The sequence below is a fragment of the Chryseobacterium sp. c4a genome (assembly GCF_009900745.1).
Classification (GTDB): Bacteria; Bacteroidota; Bacteroidia; order Flavobacteriales; family Weeksellaceae; genus Chryseobacterium.
Genome location: NZ_WXVU01000009.1, coordinates 1 through 17,711, shown reverse-complemented (window position 1 = coordinate 17,711; position 17,711 = coordinate 1). Strand labels below are relative to the sequence as shown.

Annotated in this window: 18 protein-coding genes; 11 read left to right on the top strand and 7 right to left on the bottom strand. The window is 33.6% G+C overall.

The window, feature by feature from the left end; all coding sequences use genetic code 11:
- Positions 1-2: 2 nt before the first annotated feature.
- Positions 3-563, bottom strand: coding sequence for a TlpA family protein disulfide reductase (locus GTR01_RS12945; protein WP_160138259.1), 561 nt, complete (start codon positions 561-563; stop codon positions 3-5).
- A 32-nt stretch (positions 564-595) separates the two neighbouring features.
- On the opposite strand from GTR01_RS12945, the gene GTR01_RS12940 reads away from it, so the two are divergent.
- Positions 596-1,720 (top strand): ferredoxin--NADP reductase, encoded by a 1,125-nt coding sequence (locus tag GTR01_RS12940; protein WP_160138258.1) that lies wholly within the window; start codon positions 596-598, stop codon positions 1,718-1,720.
- A gap of 56 nt (positions 1,721-1,776) precedes the next feature.
- Positions 1,777-2,334 carry a vancomycin high temperature exclusion protein gene (locus GTR01_RS12935; RefSeq protein ID WP_410492580.1) on the top strand — a complete coding sequence of 186 codons (558 nt, stop codon included), beginning with the start codon at positions 1,777-1,779 and terminating at the stop codon, positions 2,332-2,334.
- On the opposite strand, the gene GTR01_RS12930 is transcribed toward GTR01_RS12935, so the two are convergent.
- Positions 2,331-4,934, bottom strand: coding sequence for a BamA/TamA family outer membrane protein (locus tag GTR01_RS12930; RefSeq protein WP_160138256.1), 2,604 nt, complete (start codon positions 4,932-4,934; stop codon positions 2,331-2,333). The two genes, GTR01_RS12935 and GTR01_RS12930, sit on opposite strands and share 4 nt — an antisense overlap.
- On the opposite strand from GTR01_RS12930, the gene GTR01_RS12925 reads away from it, so the two are divergent.
- A complete protein-coding gene (locus GTR01_RS12925) occupies positions 4,920-5,645 on the top strand; it encodes a TrmH family RNA methyltransferase (protein WP_160138255.1) in 726 nt (241 codons plus the stop codon). The two genes, GTR01_RS12930 and GTR01_RS12925, sit on opposite strands and share 15 nt — an antisense overlap.
- 102 nt (positions 5,646-5,747) lie before the next feature.
- Here GTR01_RS12925 and GTR01_RS12920 read toward each other — a convergent pair whose 3' ends face one another.
- From GTR01_RS12920 to porQ, 5 genes are all read right to left on the bottom strand, one after another.
- On the bottom strand, positions 5,748-6,245 hold the full coding sequence (locus GTR01_RS12920) for a phosphoribosyl-ATP pyrophosphatase (protein WP_160138254.1): 498 nt from the start codon (positions 6,243-6,245) through the stop codon (positions 5,748-5,750).
- A complete protein-coding gene (locus tag GTR01_RS12915; protein ID WP_068943141.1) occupies positions 6,238-6,558 on the bottom strand; it encodes a phage holin family protein in 321 nt (106 codons plus the stop codon). Before GTR01_RS12915 ends, GTR01_RS12920 begins: the two co-directional genes overlap by 8 nt.
- 80 nt (positions 6,559-6,638) lie before the next feature.
- Entirely contained in the window at positions 6,639-6,989 is a 351-nt protein-coding gene (locus GTR01_RS12910) for a YtxH domain-containing protein (protein WP_160138253.1), read from the bottom strand.
- A 95-nt stretch (positions 6,990-7,084) separates the two neighbouring features.
- On the bottom strand, positions 7,085-7,759 hold the full coding sequence (gene cmk, locus GTR01_RS12905; RefSeq protein ID WP_160138252.1) for a (d)CMP kinase: 675 nt from the start codon (positions 7,757-7,759) through the stop codon (positions 7,085-7,087).
- A 73-nt stretch (positions 7,760-7,832) separates the two neighbouring features.
- The gene (gene porQ, locus GTR01_RS12900; protein ID WP_160138251.1) at positions 7,833-8,825 is read right to left on the bottom strand and encodes a type IX secretion system protein PorQ; all 993 of its coding nucleotides are present in this window, start codon (positions 8,823-8,825) and stop codon (positions 7,833-7,835) included.
- A gap of 168 nt (positions 8,826-8,993) precedes the next feature.
- Between porQ and pyrH the strand changes: the two genes are divergently transcribed.
- The 8 genes from pyrH to GTR01_RS12860 form a co-directional block, all read left to right on the top strand.
- Positions 8,994-9,701 (top strand): UMP kinase, encoded by a 708-nt coding sequence (gene pyrH / locus GTR01_RS12895; RefSeq protein ID WP_068943145.1) that lies wholly within the window; start codon positions 8,994-8,996, stop codon positions 9,699-9,701.
- A 437-nt stretch (positions 9,702-10,138) separates the two neighbouring features.
- A complete protein-coding gene (gene frr / locus GTR01_RS12890; protein ID WP_160138250.1) occupies positions 10,139-10,693 on the top strand; it encodes a ribosome recycling factor in 555 nt (184 codons plus the stop codon).
- Positions 10,694-10,875: 182 nt separating this feature from the next.
- Entirely contained in the window at positions 10,876-11,937 is a 1,062-nt protein-coding gene (locus GTR01_RS12885; protein WP_160138394.1) for a 3-oxoacyl-ACP synthase III family protein, read from the top strand.
- A gap of 227 nt (positions 11,938-12,164) precedes the next feature.
- Positions 12,165-13,241, top strand: coding sequence for a hypothetical protein (locus tag GTR01_RS12880; RefSeq protein WP_160138249.1), 1,077 nt, complete (start codon positions 12,165-12,167; stop codon positions 13,239-13,241).
- Between the two features lie 28 nt (positions 13,242-13,269).
- A complete protein-coding gene (locus GTR01_RS12875; RefSeq protein WP_160138248.1) occupies positions 13,270-13,773 on the top strand; it encodes a DUF4280 domain-containing protein in 504 nt (167 codons plus the stop codon).
- A gap of 14 nt (positions 13,774-13,787) precedes the next feature.
- Positions 13,788-16,358 (top strand): L,D-transpeptidase, encoded by a 2,571-nt coding sequence (locus tag GTR01_RS12870; RefSeq protein ID WP_160138247.1) that lies wholly within the window; start codon positions 13,788-13,790, stop codon positions 16,356-16,358.
- Position 16,359: 1 nt separating this feature from the next.
- Complete coding sequence (locus GTR01_RS12865; protein WP_160138246.1) at positions 16,360-17,412, top strand: SH3 domain-containing protein; 1,053 nt, start codon at positions 16,360-16,362, stop codon at positions 17,410-17,412.
- 116 nt (positions 17,413-17,528) lie between these two features.
- Positions 17,529-17,711, top strand: a 183-nt coding sequence (locus GTR01_RS12860; RefSeq protein ID WP_160138245.1) for a transposase, incomplete at its 3' end; no start/stop codon positions are given.

Genomic DNA, 17,711 nt, shown 5'->3' with positions numbered 1-17,711 from the left:
TTTTATTTTAGAAAAGTATTGATTTTAGAGTTCAATACTTCCTCGGTCATCATTCCCAGATACTCATCTGTCTGACTTCCTTTTCTCATGAAAGTAAAAGGAATCGAACCGCCATCCCATTGTTTAAAATTATGGGTAAAGAAATTTTGATCTAATTTTTGTCCATCCAATAAAATAACGTTGGCACCCAGATTATTTTCTATTACAAAATTTTTCACAGCCCCATCCCAATCTGCTTTATCATCAAGATTGACAAAGGTAAATTTTACAGGTTTGTCTTTTAGTTCCTGCATTTTATTTTTAAAACTTGGAATTTCTTTCATACAAGGCCCACACCATGTTGCAAAGAAATTTGTAATATATAAAGTATCATTGTTTTTAGCCAGATGTTGGCCAACATTCTCAGGAGAAAGTTCTTTGGGAACATACGTAGCTGGTTGACCTGTTGTATTTTGTGTTACAGAAAGAGAATCGGCAGTGATGTTGTTTTCTGTTTTTGAGGCTTCTTTTTTACAGCTGTAAAGAGCAGTCAGAATCAACGTGGATAAAATTATCTTCTTCATAAATTATTTTTTATCTATTTTTGAATTGAAGTATGGAACAACAAATCTATAAAGGGAAACTGATACAGTTTCGTCCGTTAAAAATAGCGAAAAAGGTAGAGCTGACCAAAAATACTTTTTCTCTGGAATTCGATATTCCGGAGAATTGGAAAGAAAACTTTGCGTTTGAAGCTGGGCAGTTCGTTAGTGTAAAATTTCAATCACATGGGGAAGAGGTTATTAATGATTATTCAATGACTTCAGCTCCTTATGAGGGCAAAATATGTTTAGGAATAAAAGTTAATTCACCTGATGGAGCTACTTCTCAGCTGTTTCAAAACTATAAGGAAGGAGATGAATTAATGGTAAGTGAACCTGCAGGTAGATTTACCATAGTTTCTAAGCCCAGCGAATTCAGAACCATTGTTGCTTTTGCTGCCGGTATTGGAATTACTCCTATATTAAGTCATTTTAAAAATATCCTCCATAACGAACCAAGAACAAGACTGTTTTTATTTTTTGGAAATAAAAGTTCAGAGGATCTGATATACAGAGATCAGCTGGACAATCTTGCCAGAACTTGTGGAGACAGACTTCAGATTTTTTACTTCTTTTCACAGGAAAAAACTGCTGATCAGTTCTTCTATGGCAGATTGGATGAAAAGAAACTCAACTTAATTATCAATCAGATTCTCCATTTAGATGATACAGACGAAGAATCTACGATTTGGGATGCTGTGGATGAAGTATTGATTTGCGGAAAGGGAGAGATGATTAAAACATTGGCAAATGCTTGTTATCACCACGGAATTCCAAAAAGAAATATTCATTTTGAACTTTTTGAAGAATATAATGATGATATTTATCCTGTAGAAAAAGAATTTCCACTTATTGAAAATATAGAAGTGGAATTTACAATGCTGGGAAAAAAATATACAACTCAACTTCCTGATAATAAGGATAAAATTCTGCAGCAACTTTTACTTCAGAAGTTTCCGGTTCCTTATTCGTGCAAATCAGGAATCTGCGGAAGTTGCGAATGTTCTTTAGAAGAAGGAGAAGTGGAACTGCTGGAGAATGAATACCTTACCGAAAAAGAGGAAGGACAAGGACATATATTAGCTTGCATGTCAATAGTGAAAAGTAAAAAAATAAAGCTTAACTTTGATCTTAGTTGAGAATTATTAGGAACATATTTAACTTAGGAAGAGTATCATTAGAATTAGGAATTTTAATGATATGTTTCTGTAATGTGTGGGTTTTTGGACTCACCAACGGACGAACCTATACCAAAATTTCAAAGATCCCACCAAGAGAGGTCGCTTTGGTGCTGGGAACTTCCCCAAAAATGCGATCAGGTCTTTCCAATCCTTATTTTACTAAGAGAATGGATGCGGCGGCTCTTCTTTATCACCATGGAAAAATTAAGAAAATTATTGTAAGTGGTGAAAAGAGCAAAGGGTACAATGAGCCGGCTGCCATGAAAAATTATCTGATCTATCAGGAAGGAGTTCCTGAAGATATTATCGTTGAAGATCCGAAAGGTTTTAATACCTACAAGAGTATTCTTCGTTGTAAAGATGTGTATAAGAAGAAAAATGTCATTATTGTTTCTCAGGGATACCACAACCTTCGCGCGTTGTTTTTTGCAAGAAATAATGATATGAATGCATTGGGATTTGATGCACAGGATGTAACAAAACCTGAAAGTTTCTACAGAAATCAGGCGAGGGAAATCCTCGCCCGTGTTATTGCTGTAGTATATTTTATTCTTGGAGTATCTCCGGATTAGAAAGGATATCCGAAAGCAAAATTAACCGTAGGTTTGAAAGGCTGTAATGTTTTGAATCTCCAACGGTCTCCCTCAGGTTTATTTGGATCGAAGATTTTATAAGCAAAATCTAATCTCAAGGTAATATATGCCACGTTGATTCTTAATCCGAATCCGCTACCAATCCCCATTTGTCCTAAGAATTTATTGAATCTGAACTGATCCTGGTGAGCGTCATTGTGATTACGAAGACTCCAGGTGTTTCCTATATCTGTGAATATAGCCCCTTCATACATATTATTAAAAGGGATTCTATATTCAATATTGGTGGTCAGCTTTATATCATTAGTCATGTAAGCACGAATTCTTTCGTCTACCTGAGAGTCGGCAGGGCCTAATCCTCCAAACGCTACCCAAGCTCTGATATCATTGGAACCACCATTGAAATAAGATTTAATAATAGGCATATCATCAGAATTCCCATAAGGAATACCAATCCCAATAAACTGGCGGAGAACTAAGGTTTGATTACCATTGAATTTGAAATATTTTCTAGTATCAATATCGAATTTTACGAATTGAGCATAAGGAATTCCGAAAATTGTTTTTTGCGGTCCCGAAACAACTCCTCCGTCATTGCTTTTCTTATTGAAAAGACTTAAAATATTACCGGCAAGCTCAACCTTTCCATTAAAATAAAAGGCATTAGGGTAATCTTTCTTTCCAATTTCATTATACACAAAATTGTAGATCATAGAAGAAATAAAGACATCCTGGGTTTGTCTTTCTTTATTGATAAGACTTCCTCTAAAGGTTGTCAGTAAATCTAATCCTTGTGAATCAAGTGCAGCACGGTAATCAACATTATCGATGATCTTTTGAGAGGCATCATCAATGCTAATTTGTCCAGAATTTACTTGTTGTTGAAGATCAACACCTGTTTTAGCGTAATAGTCTGCAAATATTGACTGTCTTACGACTTCATCATTGACGAAGTAATCGTAATAAGCATTTTTATTCTTTGTTAAACTGATCTGGGTATTGAATAAGGTAAGTTTATGATATACCTGTTCATTTACATTCGCCTGATAATTTAATCCGGTATTAAAGTTGACCCTTCCCAATCCAATGTTATTTTGTATGGAAGCACCTAACAGGATAGAGGAAGTAGGGGTGTATCTTTTAGGAATAAATTTATAATAATTAAAAGGCAATAAAAGTCTCGGAAAGTTCAGGGATGCCTGTGCTGATATTTCATAAGCTAATACTCTTTTATCTGTATTTTCTGTACTGGCAATAGATCCAAAAGTACCGGAAAGACTTGTAGAAAGGTTTTCCGCACCTTTGAAAACATTACGAGTCGTAAGATCTACAGACGGTGAGACTCCAAGATTCAGAATCTGGGAATAATTAAGGTCTGTTCCTACTTTCAGCTCATATTTAGGAAGAGGTTTCAATATATATAAAACATCTACAATGCTATCGTTAGGGGAAGTCATGCCTCCGCGTCTTAGTGAGTCTCTTGCTTTTACAATACTGAAATTGTTCATAGTCAAGAGATTCCTCTTGGTTACATCCAATTTTTGCTGATCGTAAAGTTGTTTACTATCTACAATAATGGTTCTCCATAGTGATGATGTTTTATATTTATCATTCATTTTATGGAATCTGATTCTTCTTAAACTGTCTTTCACAGTGTTCTTAGGGAAATCATTAGCATCATCTACGATAGCGACATCAATATTCCCAAAAGTAGCTTTCTTATAAGGACGGTCTAAGGAATCTTTATGAATTTCCAAGGTCAGAGGAACTTGTTTTTTGCTCTTTAATGAGTCTGCGACAAAATAAACTTCATCATTGTTACTATTAAATCTGTAATACCCGGATTCTTTCATTAAGTCTGTAATCCTGTTTACTTCTTTTTCAAGAACAGTCTGATCAAGGATTTTACCTGATCTTACAAGAGTTTTATTGAGATGATAATTATAGATTTGTTTTATTCCCGCATCAGGAATATTAAAGAAATAATCTTTAATATAGGTAGGTTCATTGTGTTTAACAAAATAGTTTACGGTTGCTTTTTTAGAAGCAGAGTCCATATTTTGTTTATATTTCACTTCTGCATCCCAAAACCCTCTGTATGTGAGTCTCTTTTTGATAGATTCTGCACTTTTTTCACTTCTTGTCTGATCCAAAATAACAGGTGGTGATCCCCAGCTATGCAATAGTCGGTCGAAAAAAAGATTTTTTCCAACACTGTTTTTCATATTGTATCTGATAAATAATGAATCTCTCAGTTTCTGATTTCTCATTTCACTCGGATACGTCATGTATTCATTAAGAATCGTGTCGTATTTTGGATTGGCCATATTATAGAACATAAGGCCTAATGGCATGAAAAGAAACTGTTTCTTGTTAGGTTTTTGTTGTACGTAATCCTTTAATTCCTCATCAAAAAATTCTTTCTTATCTTCGAACTCAAAGTTGTTCTTAGTAAGCAGATATTCACCATCTGGAACTTTTTTTGTGGTACTACAAGCATAAAGGAGACCAACAAATGTTGCAAATGAAATAATTTTATAATATTTTTGAGGAGAATTCTTATAATGCTTACAGCTCATACAATAAAAGTTTTACAATCTTTAGATAAAAAGAAGTTCAGACAAAAATACAATTTGTTTTTGGTTGAAGGTAATAAAATCATTTGTGAACTTTTCAATTCTAACTTTAAAGTTAAAGAAATATTATCAACTGATCCACAAAAATTGGATCATACTGATATCCCTATTACTCATATCTCTGAAAATGAGTTAAAAAAAATTAGTTTTCTTAAAACCCCAAAAGATTCTGTTGCCGTTTGCTATCTGGCTGAGGAAGAAAGATGGGAAGATAAGAAAATACAGCTTGTTTTGGATGGTATTCAGGATCCGGGAAATTTAGGAACCATTATCCGATTGGCAGATTGGTTTGGGATAGAACAGATCATTTGTAGTGAAGATACAGTAGATGTTTATAATCCAAAAGTTATTCAGGCGACTATGGGATCGTTTACAAGAGTTAATGTCGTGTATACAGATCTTGTGGAATATCTTTCTAACACTGAAAATGTAAATATCGGAACTGATATGGATGGAGAAAACATCTATACCTTTGAGAAACCTGAAAAAATCAATCTGATTCTTGGAAATGAAGGAAACGGAATGAGACCTGAAACAGAAAAACAACTGCAAAAATGCATCAGTATTCCAAGGTTTGGAAAATCCCAGTCTACAGAAAGCCTGAATGTATCAATGGCAGCCGGAATTATTTTAGGTCAGCTATTTTCTAAATAAATTTTAAACTTCAGATATCAGATTTCAGAGATTATTTGTGTGGGAAGATTGATTACCCAATTAATAGATCTGAAATCTGATATCTAACGTCTATAAAATCTTTTATATCAATTGTTCCATACTGGAAACGCTTTTGTTTTTTTGATATACTTCCAGTTTTTTTCTGACATATTTCAAGGCAATAGGAGCGAGGTAAATCAATGCAGCACCTACCAGTTTATTTTTCCAATTAGAACTTTTCATATTCTTTTTGGCGTAGTTGCCAACAATAGCAGTAACACCTAATTTAATAATACTGTCTGCGATATTTCCTTTAAAAGCTGTACTGGCAAGACCTACAGCCGTATTTTTACTGATCAGAAGATCTTTCACTTCTGAAGTAAGCTGCTTGGCAATAACGTCCTTTCGCAGGACAACTTTTTCATCACCGTCTTCGTCTACTTTTTCCTGAAGATACTGATCACTTAAACCATTGGTGAATGCACTAAGGCTTTCTTTGGTATTCTTAAAAGTAAGAAGGTTTTCCAGATCACTAATTTCACCTTTAAGCAGTTTTTTCTTTCTTCTTAATTCTTCTATACTTTCATATTTTCTACTCATGGCTTGAATGATTTAAAAATTTAATAACCTGATCTGCAACAGTATTCACAATCTTATTTTTGAATGAAATGACAAAAGCCATTACTAAAGCGTAAAACGCCGCTACAATTAAGAAACCGTAGGAATAATTATCCAGTGCTTTGCCAATAAGAAAAGCGATTCCAAAATTGAAAAGGATAATAAAAAAAGCAAAAGCAACAAGCAGTACTACAAAGTAGGTAATGAGCCCGGCAGAAAGAGACGACTTTTCTGTAGCTTCTATTTTCAGAAGATCGATTCTTTTTGAGGCGTATTCTTTAATAGTTTCTATCATTGTTTTTTTTTAAAGTTACAAAAAAAGGAACTTTCGCACAAAAGTTCCTTTCTGTAATTTACTTAAAAAAGATAAATTACTTATGATTTAAGATCATTCAGTTCAGCCTCTACATCTTTTACTACATCTGCAGTTTTAGAAACAATTTGATCTTTGTATTTGTCATATCCGTCTTTCACAGTATGTGCTACGTTATTAGCTGTTTCTTTAAAAGTAGAAGAAATATTTCCATATTGGTCTTTCACTTTTTCAGAAACCTCTCCGTATTTGTCTTTTGCCTGATCTTTCAGATCGTTGGCTTTATTTTTGATTTTTTTTCTAGTTTCTTTACCTTCTTCCGGTGCATATAACATTCCTAAGATTACACCTGCTGCAGCACCTGCAAGAAGTCCCGCCAATATACCTGCTGTATTTTTTCCGTTTTTAGACATTTTAAGTTTTTTAATAGTTAATAATAGATTAGTTTTTACACTAGTAAAACTTACAATTTGTATACCAAAGGAGGCTTTGTGCCTATTAAAAATTGTTAAATCTTTTCGATGTAAGAAAGAATCAGTTCTATGGTTTCTTCTTTAGTAAGCTCAGAGTTGTCGATTACTGTAGCGTCGTCAGCCTGCTTCAATGGGGCAATTTCACGTTCACTGTCAATTTTATCTCTTTCAATAAGATTCTGCTTTACCTGTTCCTTATCGGCCTCAATGCCCAGGCCTTTTAATTCAAGAAATCTTCTGTTGGTTCTTTCGTCAATACTGGCAGTAAGGAAGAATTTATAGTCCGCATTTGGCAGAACGACTGTCCCTATGTCACGTCCGTCCATAATAACACCGCCTTTTTCTGCTATAGAACGCTGAGATTGTAATAAGTAATCTCTCACTTCTTTTTGTTTTGCGACAAGACTTACATTATCAGAAACCTCATTGGTACGAATCTCCTTGGAAATATCTACATTATTAAGATAAAGAACAAGTGTTCCGTCATTATTTTTAAATTCAAGATGAATCTGATCTAAAGATGAAAATAAAATATTCAGATCAATTTTACCTTCTTCATTCAGGCAATTTTGTAGGGCAAACCAGGTAACTCCTCTGTAAAGTGCTCCTGTATCCATATGAATAAGTCCTAGCTTATCAGCAATGATTTTGGAGATAGAACTTTTTCCGGTAGACGAGTACCCATCGATAGCTATTACAGGTTTTTTCATACTGCAAATTTCAAGATTTTTTTTAGAAAATCAAGAACTAATAAGAAATTTTAAGAGGTATTTAAGAATTTTTCTATTCTCCTCTGTGGCTGGAAAGATCCATAGAGATACCTATCTGGTTGACGTTCGAAGCGTTATGGTATCTTATGTGGGCATAATCTATACGGAATCTTGAAACTTTAATTCCAAATCCGCCGGAAAGTCCTGAAAAGTTTCTCTGATCAGCTACAGCAAGTTCATTTCCTCTTTTTACATTATATCCCAATCTGATATTAAAGTTTTTTTCCGGGAATAATTCCGCTCCCAAAGAGAAGTGATCGGCAATTTTTCTTCCGGCATTCACTTTCTGGCCTTCTACATTATATTCGGATGAGATATTAAATTGTTGAAGATCGTGTGCTGTAATGGTAATAGCAAGAGGGAAGTTCTTTAATATTTTAGTATATCCTATGTCTATTCTAAATGGAAGATTCTCGCGAGTTCCGTTAAATGACTTTAGCTGGAAACCAAAGTTTCTTAATACTAGGGAAAGAACTTCTTTATTCTTTTTATTATGATAGGTAATTCCCGCAGTTCCTGAGATTGCGGAAGATGTATAGTTGTCTATTTTTGAGGTAACGAAATTCAATCCTCCGCCAATTGTCCAGTCTTCTTCAAACTGGTAAGCATATCCGGCACCAATGGCAACATCTGAAGCTTTATATTCTCCATCCTGAAAACCGCTTTCATCGGTTCTTGGAATACTTCCATAGCTCATATACCTTGCATTGATGGTAGCCATGTGACCGTTTTCAAAGTCTTTGGCATAGGCAATGGTTCCGTATTTGGAATCGGCAAGATAAGCAGTAGCGTTTACAGAAAGCTGTTTATCGGAATCTTTATTTAATAGGGCTGGGTTTGCAATAGCAAAGGAAACATCATAATCTCTTATCGAAATTGCATCTCCACCCAAGGCAGCCTGTCTTGCAGATACAGGTACATTTAAGAACGGATACACATTTGTTCCTGTTTGCGCATAAGAAACAATTCCTGATAGAAATAATGAAAAAATGATAATTTTCTTCAACTCAATTTATAATTAATGCAAAAATAATCCTTTTTCGTACTTTTCAAAATATTTCTTACATTATTTCTAATTAAATATTTTTCTTTTATCAATATTTTTAATGATTATATTTGCAAAATCAAATTTTTGGGAAACCAACTCAAGTAAAAAGTTTATTAAAAATAAAAGATGAAATATAAAAGAATCCTTCTGAAACTTAGTGGAGAGGCCTTAATGGGGAACAGACAATACGGTATTGACAACGAAAGACTGCAGGAATATGCTGCAGAGATTAAAAAAGTAGTTGAAAAAGGCTGTGAAGTAGCGATCGTCATTGGAGGAGGAAACATTTTCCGTGGTGTAGCAGGGGCAGCGAAAGGAATGGACAGAGTACAGGGTGACTACATGGGTATGTTAGCAACTGTAATCAACGGAATGGCATTACAAGGAGCATTGGAGGATGCTGGAATTAAAACAAGACTTCAGTCTGCAATAGAAATGGATAAGGTAGCTGAGCCTTTCATCAAAAGAAGAGCAGTAAGACACCTTGAAAAAGGAAGAGTAGTGATCTTTGGTGCAGGTACAGGAAACCCTTATTTTACAACAGATACAGCTGCTACATTAAGAGCTATTGAAATCGGAGCAGATGTAATCCTTAAAGGTACAAGAGTAGACGGAATCTACGACAGCGATCCTGAAAAAAATGCTGATGCTGTAAAATACAACTCATTATCTTTCGATGAAGTATTTGAGAAAAACCTTAAAGTAATGGATATGACTGCCTTTACTTTAAGCCACGAAAATAAATTACCTATCATTGTATTCGATATGAATAAAGACGGAAACTTAGTAAAAATAGTGGAAGGCGAAAATGTAGGTACTTTGGTTGATTTATAATCAACTTTGTAAAAAAATATAATAAACACCTGTTATGATAATGTACCATAACAGGTGTTTTTATTTTAATATTGTTTTTACATTTATTGATCTGCTTCAACGTTTTGTTTGGTGTTTTCTTTCTCAGTAAAAAGTATGGAATTAAAAATAACTTCTCATTAAGTGGAATAGCCAAAATATATTCTCAGTAATTATATTACCAGATCATTCTATCTTTTTTCATGTTGTGTAATTGATAATATCCAATGGAATGTTCAATAAAAATAGATAAGCTATGCTTCCTTATATCAAAAATCATTATTTTTGCACCACTGAATAGTAAAAAAAACAGTAAAAAACAGTTGGAAAACACTGGTTTTATAGGTGTTTTAAGTTGTTAAAATATTGATATTCAGTGAGATTTAATAATGTGTAATTTATCAAACTATACTATAATAATGGAAGAATTAGATTTAATATTAGAATCTGTAAAACAGGACATGGACGCTGCGGTAAAACACCTTGACCATGCATTTCAAAGAATCAGAGCAGGACGTGCTTCTACATCAATGGTTCAGGATGTAATGGTTGAATATTATGGAGCAATGACTCCCATCAACCAGGTTGCCAATGTTTCTATTCCAGATGCAATGACCATCTCTATTCAACCTTGGGACAGAACAGCGATTAACGCAATCGAAAAAGCGATCATTAATTCAAACTTAGGTTTTGCACCTTCTAACAATGGAGAAAACATTATTCTTAATGTACCACCTTTAACAGAGGAAAGAAGAAAAGAGTTAGCAAAACAGGCTAAAAGCGAAACTGAGCAGACAAAAATCGTAGTTAGAAATGCAAGACAAGACGGTTTGAAAGAGCTTAAAAGACTTGAGGGAGTTTCTGAAGACGTTGTGAAAGGTGTGGAAGAAGAAATCCAGACGTATACAGATAAGTATGTAAAGCTTTGCGATGAGCATCTTAAAACGAAAGAAGCTGAAATTATGAAAGTATAATTTTCAGTTTTGAAAATACAAAAAGAGGGTTCCGATTTTGGAGCCCTCTTTTTGTATAAGTAGTGGTATTTGTAAATTCATCAGAATTATCTTTTTGTTATACTATATTGATAAGTATTATCGTTATATTTATCGAATTATTCCTGAAGTACTATAAAAACAGGATGAACAACATAAAAAAGATGATGACCAGAATTATTGGAGTGGGGAACTATATCCCGTCAGAAACAATCACCAATTTATTTTTTGACAAGCATATTTTCCTCAATGAGAATGGAGCTTTATTAAAAGATAATAATGCCTTAATAACAGAGAAATTAAAAAAGATTACAGGTATTGAAGAAAGGCGATATGCTAAAAGTACACAAGTTACTTCAGATTTAGGGCTTAAAGCAGCCCAAGCTGCCATAGAAGCTGCAGGAATAGATCCTGAAACACTGGATTATATTATATTCGCTCACAATTTTGGAGATGTACGTTTTGGCACTGTCCAGTCTGATACAGTTCCCAGTCTTGCTGCCCGAGTGAAGCATTTATTGGGAATACGAAACAATTTCTGTGTTGCCTATGATGTTTTGTTTGGATGTCCAGGTTGGATTGAAGGAGTAATACAGGCCAATGCCTTTATTAAGGCAGGTATTGCCAAGCGTTGTCTGGTAATTGGAGCTGAAACATTATCCCGTGTGGTGGATATTCATGACAGAGATAGTATGATCTATGCTGACGGAGCGGGAGCTGCTGTTCTTGAAACTAATACAGATAATGAATCTGGAATAAAATCTCATTTATCAGCATCTTTCACCTTCACAGAAAAGGACTATTTATACTTTGGTAAATCCTATAATAATGAGAAATGTCCGGATACCAAATATATTAAAATGGATGGCCGGAAAATATATGAATTTGCTCTTCTGCATGTTCCGGAAGCAATGAAAAAATGTTTGGATGATAGTGGATACTCAATTGATGAATTGGACAAGATTATTATTCATCAGGCTAATGAGAAAATGGATGAAGCAATTGTTAACAGATTTTATCAACTGTATAATACTTCAACTCCTGAACACATTATGCCAATGGTTATCCATAAGTTGGGGAACAGCAGTGTAGCAACAATTCCGTCTTTGCTGGCCATGATTTTAAAAGGAGAGCTAGAAGATCATCAGCTTACAAAAGGTGATGTTGTATTGTTTGCTTCGGTAGGAGCAGGAATGAATATTAATGCTTTTATATATCAATTTTAATCTGTGACCAGACCGTAAAATTTGAATAATTTTCGTTTTTTTAATAGAAAAGACGATGCCTCCTACATTTGTGTGATCAGAAGTAGGAGGCTTTTTTTATTTAGAAAGTATTTAGACTTTATTATTCGAATCGTAGTTTTACTACAATTTTCAAAATTTAGCGTTAACCTTTACTTCTAAGTATTATATTTTATCTAAATTTAGTGAAATAAAAAACACAAACCCCAATGATGATTTATTACACTAAGTCAGGACAGACTCTTGCTGACCTCTGTAATGAGATACAGCTTGAAAATCCTGAGTATTTAAAAGAGTTTCATAACCGAAACTGTTCTTTGTCCGAACGTTTTGAGGGAGATATTGTTCAGGGAATGAAAATCTATATTCCATCATCAACTGAAATCTTTGAGCTCAACAAAAAAATCAGAGATCATAATCAAAGCTTTTATGATTTTCCGGCTAAAGGAAAATTCCCTTTTGACTTTAAGCTCTGGGAAGGTACTTATCAAATTACCCAGATCTCCTATTCCGATGATACAATCCTTGCGAAATATGAAAACAAAGTAAGATTAGATCTTGAAGGAATTAAAAATGGGCATTATCACTTTCTCTTCTCAGTATTTGATTTCAGAAAAAATGAGGATACTTCCGATACCAAAGTAGATACGCTTGCAAAAATGTGCATAGAGGTTATCTATCCGATTCGATATATTATAGATACTGAGGGGAAGCTTATTGATATAGTACTAACAAAGAAAACAGAAGATATTGTTTCTGAATTGGATTCCATAAAGAACTTTTTTCCAGATCAATATTCCTCTGATTATATTGAAAAGATGAAAGGTATTGTAGGAAGCTCCGAAATCATTTCACACAAGTTTAAAAATACATTATTTAACTCTTTTATGTTTAGTGAATTCTACAGAACTAAACTAGGAAGCTGGACGAATTCAAATGTTTACTATGATTTTTATCCCTGGATCTTTGATGTTCAGCCGATACGATTTGAATTTCAAAACATATTATCATCTAAAGATATTGTAGATGATGAAAGAGTAAGGATTTGGCAAAAAGGAATCTCTATTGATAATCGAAATCTGGAAGGATTACACTTTACAGATTCCAAGTTCGATGAGAAAACAGATATAGAAAAGAAACCTATAGATTGTGAACATTTTGCAGAATATCTTTTTAATCGAGAAAATTTATCATTGTATAAAATTGAAGCAAGATTTCAATATTTTGGGAATGAAAACATCAAAAGAGAAGTTTTTTTATTAGAAAGAATTACAGATAATTATTAGATTTGAAAACCACCAAAATCACAATACGATGTCAGAAAATTCATCCCCTCACGATGGTAAATATTTCGTGATTCAAAAAGGAAAAGCCCAATGCAATCAAGGGAATCAGTTTCCACAGTTTAAAGTAACCTCTCACCAGAAACATTATTGGAATAACAAAGAAGGACAAGCGGATTATTTAGCCGTTACAGAAGATGATCTACAATTCACACCATCTGGCCCCAGCTTTGGGCAGTGCAAGCTGAAACCAAGCTCAGGCGGTTATTTACCTTGTGCTTTTGCTCCTGCTGGAAAATGGCAGAAATCTTATGAGAAAGTAAAGGTTATGAACAAAAGTTGTATTACGGAACTTTCCGAATTGATGTGTACAACAGGAGGGAAAATTACCATAAAAGAACATGGCCAAACTGCGGAGGTTACCCAACAGAATGTTAGGAATGCAGATCCAAAACAGCAACAGAATATGAACCCGTTGCTTGACTATAAAGAATTTCAGGATGAACAGGAAGAAGATGTAAACATCTGCGAATAAACACAAACACAAATATGGGAAAATTAACAATCATTGGAAACGATAAACCCGTGATAGGAAAACAGGAAATGTATTCTGTTTCTACAATAAATGGCTGGCTGAATCCTTTACAACCTATTAAAAACCCTTTACAAGTACCCAAACCCCATTGGGAAGTGATGGTACAGACCAAAACAGGCTGGAGAAAAGGCGGAAGCGATAAAGAGGGTCAAATGGTTCCTTATATTTTCGGACAGAAGAGTTTATTTCATAAGGGAATAAAGATCATTGTACGTCAGGGCGAAGACTATGGAGAACTGATTGTACATCCACAAAGGGCTAAAGAAGCTAAAATAACCAGAGTGGAACTTCTGGATGCCAACTATAAACCTATTCCAAAAGGTAAGAAACTGAGCTATAAAGACACTATTATTGCAAGGGCATATTGTGTAGAAATGTTCGAGATGAATATTGCTTTTACCCTTTGGGAAGATGATGCTCAGGGAAAAGGGCACGATCCTTTAATCAATGCCTTCAACAAAATCAATCCTGTTCCTGTAATGGGTAGAGTGAATGAAAAAGGAATGGCAGAAGCTGTTTTCAGATTACCTTTTTACACAATGGCTGTAATGATTGCGAATGCACGCACTGCATCAGGTGATAAAAGCGAGGGAGCCACTCACGAATATTATGTAACGGCTGATGTAGTGAGTAAACATATACAAAAAGCAAGTCCTAACATCAATGTAGTTAACCCTACTCATAATCCAGAACCTCCAAGAAAAAGAGAGGTTCCTAAAGGGCATACTCCCTCACCAGCAAAGCCTAAAACAACTCCTGCTCCAGAAAAACCCAAACCTAAACCTGATGGGAATTCAGCGAAATTCCCAGTAACTACGGGCGGAAAAAAAAGTGATGATCCAGAAGGAAAGATCCTAAGTGCTGAATTTGTTGATGGAAACGGAAACAGGCTTCATTCTTCCAAAGTAGGAACTACTGTAAAAATAAAGATTACAGCAAAAGAGATGAAAGGCAAAAAAGTGAAGGTAAAAATATGGGAAGAAGATAATTTCACATGGAGTAATGATTTGATATATGAAAAGGATTGGGTATTGGCAGGTGATACTAGTTTTATAGGAGTACAGCTAACAAAACAAATGTTTGACAAAGCCAAAGAATTTGGAACTGATAGTAGCAGACAGGATTATTTTATAGAAGTGATACACAATGATACTTCTGTAAAATCTGCGGTGATGCCTGTGAGTGCTGATGCTACTCCTACAGAAGTACCAAGTGGGAGAAGTGCAACGATGGTGAAAGAACCGAAGCAAGGGAAAACTCCTTCTAGTTGTATTTGTAAAGAACAGTATAAAGACTTGATTTGGGGAGGAAAAGTGAGTTGTGAATTTAGAAAAAAGGTTGTACAAATAGCTAAAAGATTAGGTAAAGATCCTAATCTATTAATGGCAGGAATGGCGCTGGAAACAGGAAGAACATTTTCACCAACCGCAGGAAAAGGAAAAAATTACGTTGGATTAATACAATTTGGAGATTCTGCGGCAGAATCCGTTGGAACAACAAGAGCTGATTTATTAAAAATGACGGCAATACAGCAATTAGATTATGTTGAGAAATATTTAGCAAAAAAGAAAGATAAAATAAACACCCTTACAGATTTCTATTTATCAATATTAATGCCCGTTGATGTTGGAAGAGGAAATCAACCCAACCATGTTGTTTTTGATAATCAATACCCTTTGGTATATAATAAAAATGGGAAATTGACAGATTTAAGTAAATCCAGGCATTACGGCTACAGACAAAATCCATCTTTTTTATATGAAGGGAAAATCCATAAGAATATAAAAGTAAAAAAGAGTTCTGGTAAAGTACAAGCATTTAAAGAATTATATGATGAAATGAAAATATGGTATGAAAACGGTGAAAATAAATATGATGGTCCAGGTAAAACTTATATTTGGGAAATAGAGAAGAATATTACAAAATTTTATGAAGAAGGAAAATTAAATACTGCAAAAACGTTTGAGTGCGAAAAAGAAAAATCCGAGACAAAACCTATTTTGGATAAAGGAACTTGGAATATTATAATTACTGAACAGTACACAGGAAATAAGTGTACACATTTAGAAAAAACGAAAGTTAGATCTAATTGTAGAAGGGGAAAAATTTTTGTATATAATCATAATCAAGAAATTGTATTAACTATTAAAGATTGTCTATTAGAAGGAATAGCAGGTGAGGATCATATGAAAACTAATGCTGACGTTCCTTTCGGAGAATTTCAAATAAATGAGAGTACCCCATTTTATTCTTCTGATAAAGAGAACAGAGAATCTTATGGACCACATCCACGTTTAGTTTTTGAACCAATTCATGGTAATAATGATGAAGCAGCAAAAAGCAAAAGGAGTGCTATTAGGATTCATGGTGGGAGACAGGAAGGATATGAAATAAAACAGTTAAAAAGAACACAAGGATGTATAAGAGTTTGGGATAGTGATGCAAAAGCGTTATATGATTGGTGGGTGGGTTATAAAAAAAGTAATCCAAACGTTAAACCTGGAAAAGTAACAATAAAAAAATAGTATGAAAAAATATATTAAACTCTTTTTATTATTTTTTTTGCCTTTGATAGTAGGATGCAAAGACAAGAAAAATACAAGTATTGAAAAAAATAAAAAAATGGAAAAAATAGTACATATAGATGATAAGTTAAAAGATGGGATAAATATTTCTAAATCATTTATAGATGGTTTAGATTTTAATAAGTATAAATACAATGGAGAATATATAGAGCAAATAAGTATAAGTTCACTAGAAGATAAGACATTTAGAGAAGACTTTTTTAAATATCTAAGTAATCGAAATTTTGACAAAAACCAATATGAACAGATATTTTTCATTAAATTATTGTTAGTCAGAGTACAACAGCTTGATGACATAAGATCTTATAACCTCTTGTCACAAGTTTTTAATAATGAGAATTTAGGGTATTACCTAGAAAATTATGAATTATATTTATTTCAATTGTTTTTATATAAACCTTATTTTTTTATTAAAGGAGAATACAAATACAAACAAGATCAGCTTACTGAATATATTATTCAAAGTTTACCCTCTGCTTTCTTAACAAATGAAAAATACTTTAAAGACAATATAGTTGAAATTCAAATCAACGAGGACGCACTATTGATAAGTGAAAACTCTATAGACCGTTTTACAATTGAACAATTAAAAAAGCAAATAGAACAAAAATCAAGTAAAATTGAAGCTTTTTTTTCTCCCTCATACGATACAGAATGGAAGAGTAAAACAGTTGTTTATTATAATTTATATAATTACATGAATGAAATCACAATTACTAATCTTGATAAGAATGAACTTTTACTTTATAATGTGAAATATAAACCTTTTTTTAAAAGCTATATAATCAAGGTAGAAAAAGAATATTGGAAGATTCAAGATCCAGATGGTTATACCAATTTAAGAAAAGATAAAAATACTTCCTCAGAGGTTTTGCAAAAGGTAAAATCAGGAGAACATATTGAGGTTCTGAATAATACAGGTGATTGGTTTTTAGTGAAAACTAAAGAAGGAAAAGAAGGATATATTCATAAGAGCAGGATAAAATCAAAGTGATGTATTGAGTAAGAAACTATCAGTTATGAAATATTTAATCGGCCTATTAATTGTTTTGGTAAACTTCCCTGTTTTTCAGACAAATTAAAATTATTAAATTTAGTTTGTTAAACATTATGAAAAAGAGCAAATTTTCAGAACATCAGATTATCAATATTCTGAAAGAATATGAATCTGGGAAAGCGACAAAAGATATTTGTCGTGAGCATGGAATTTCAGCAGCTACTTTCTACCAGTGGAAGCAGAAATACGGAGGAATGGATGCACAACATCTTAAGGAACTTAAAGCGTTACAGGAA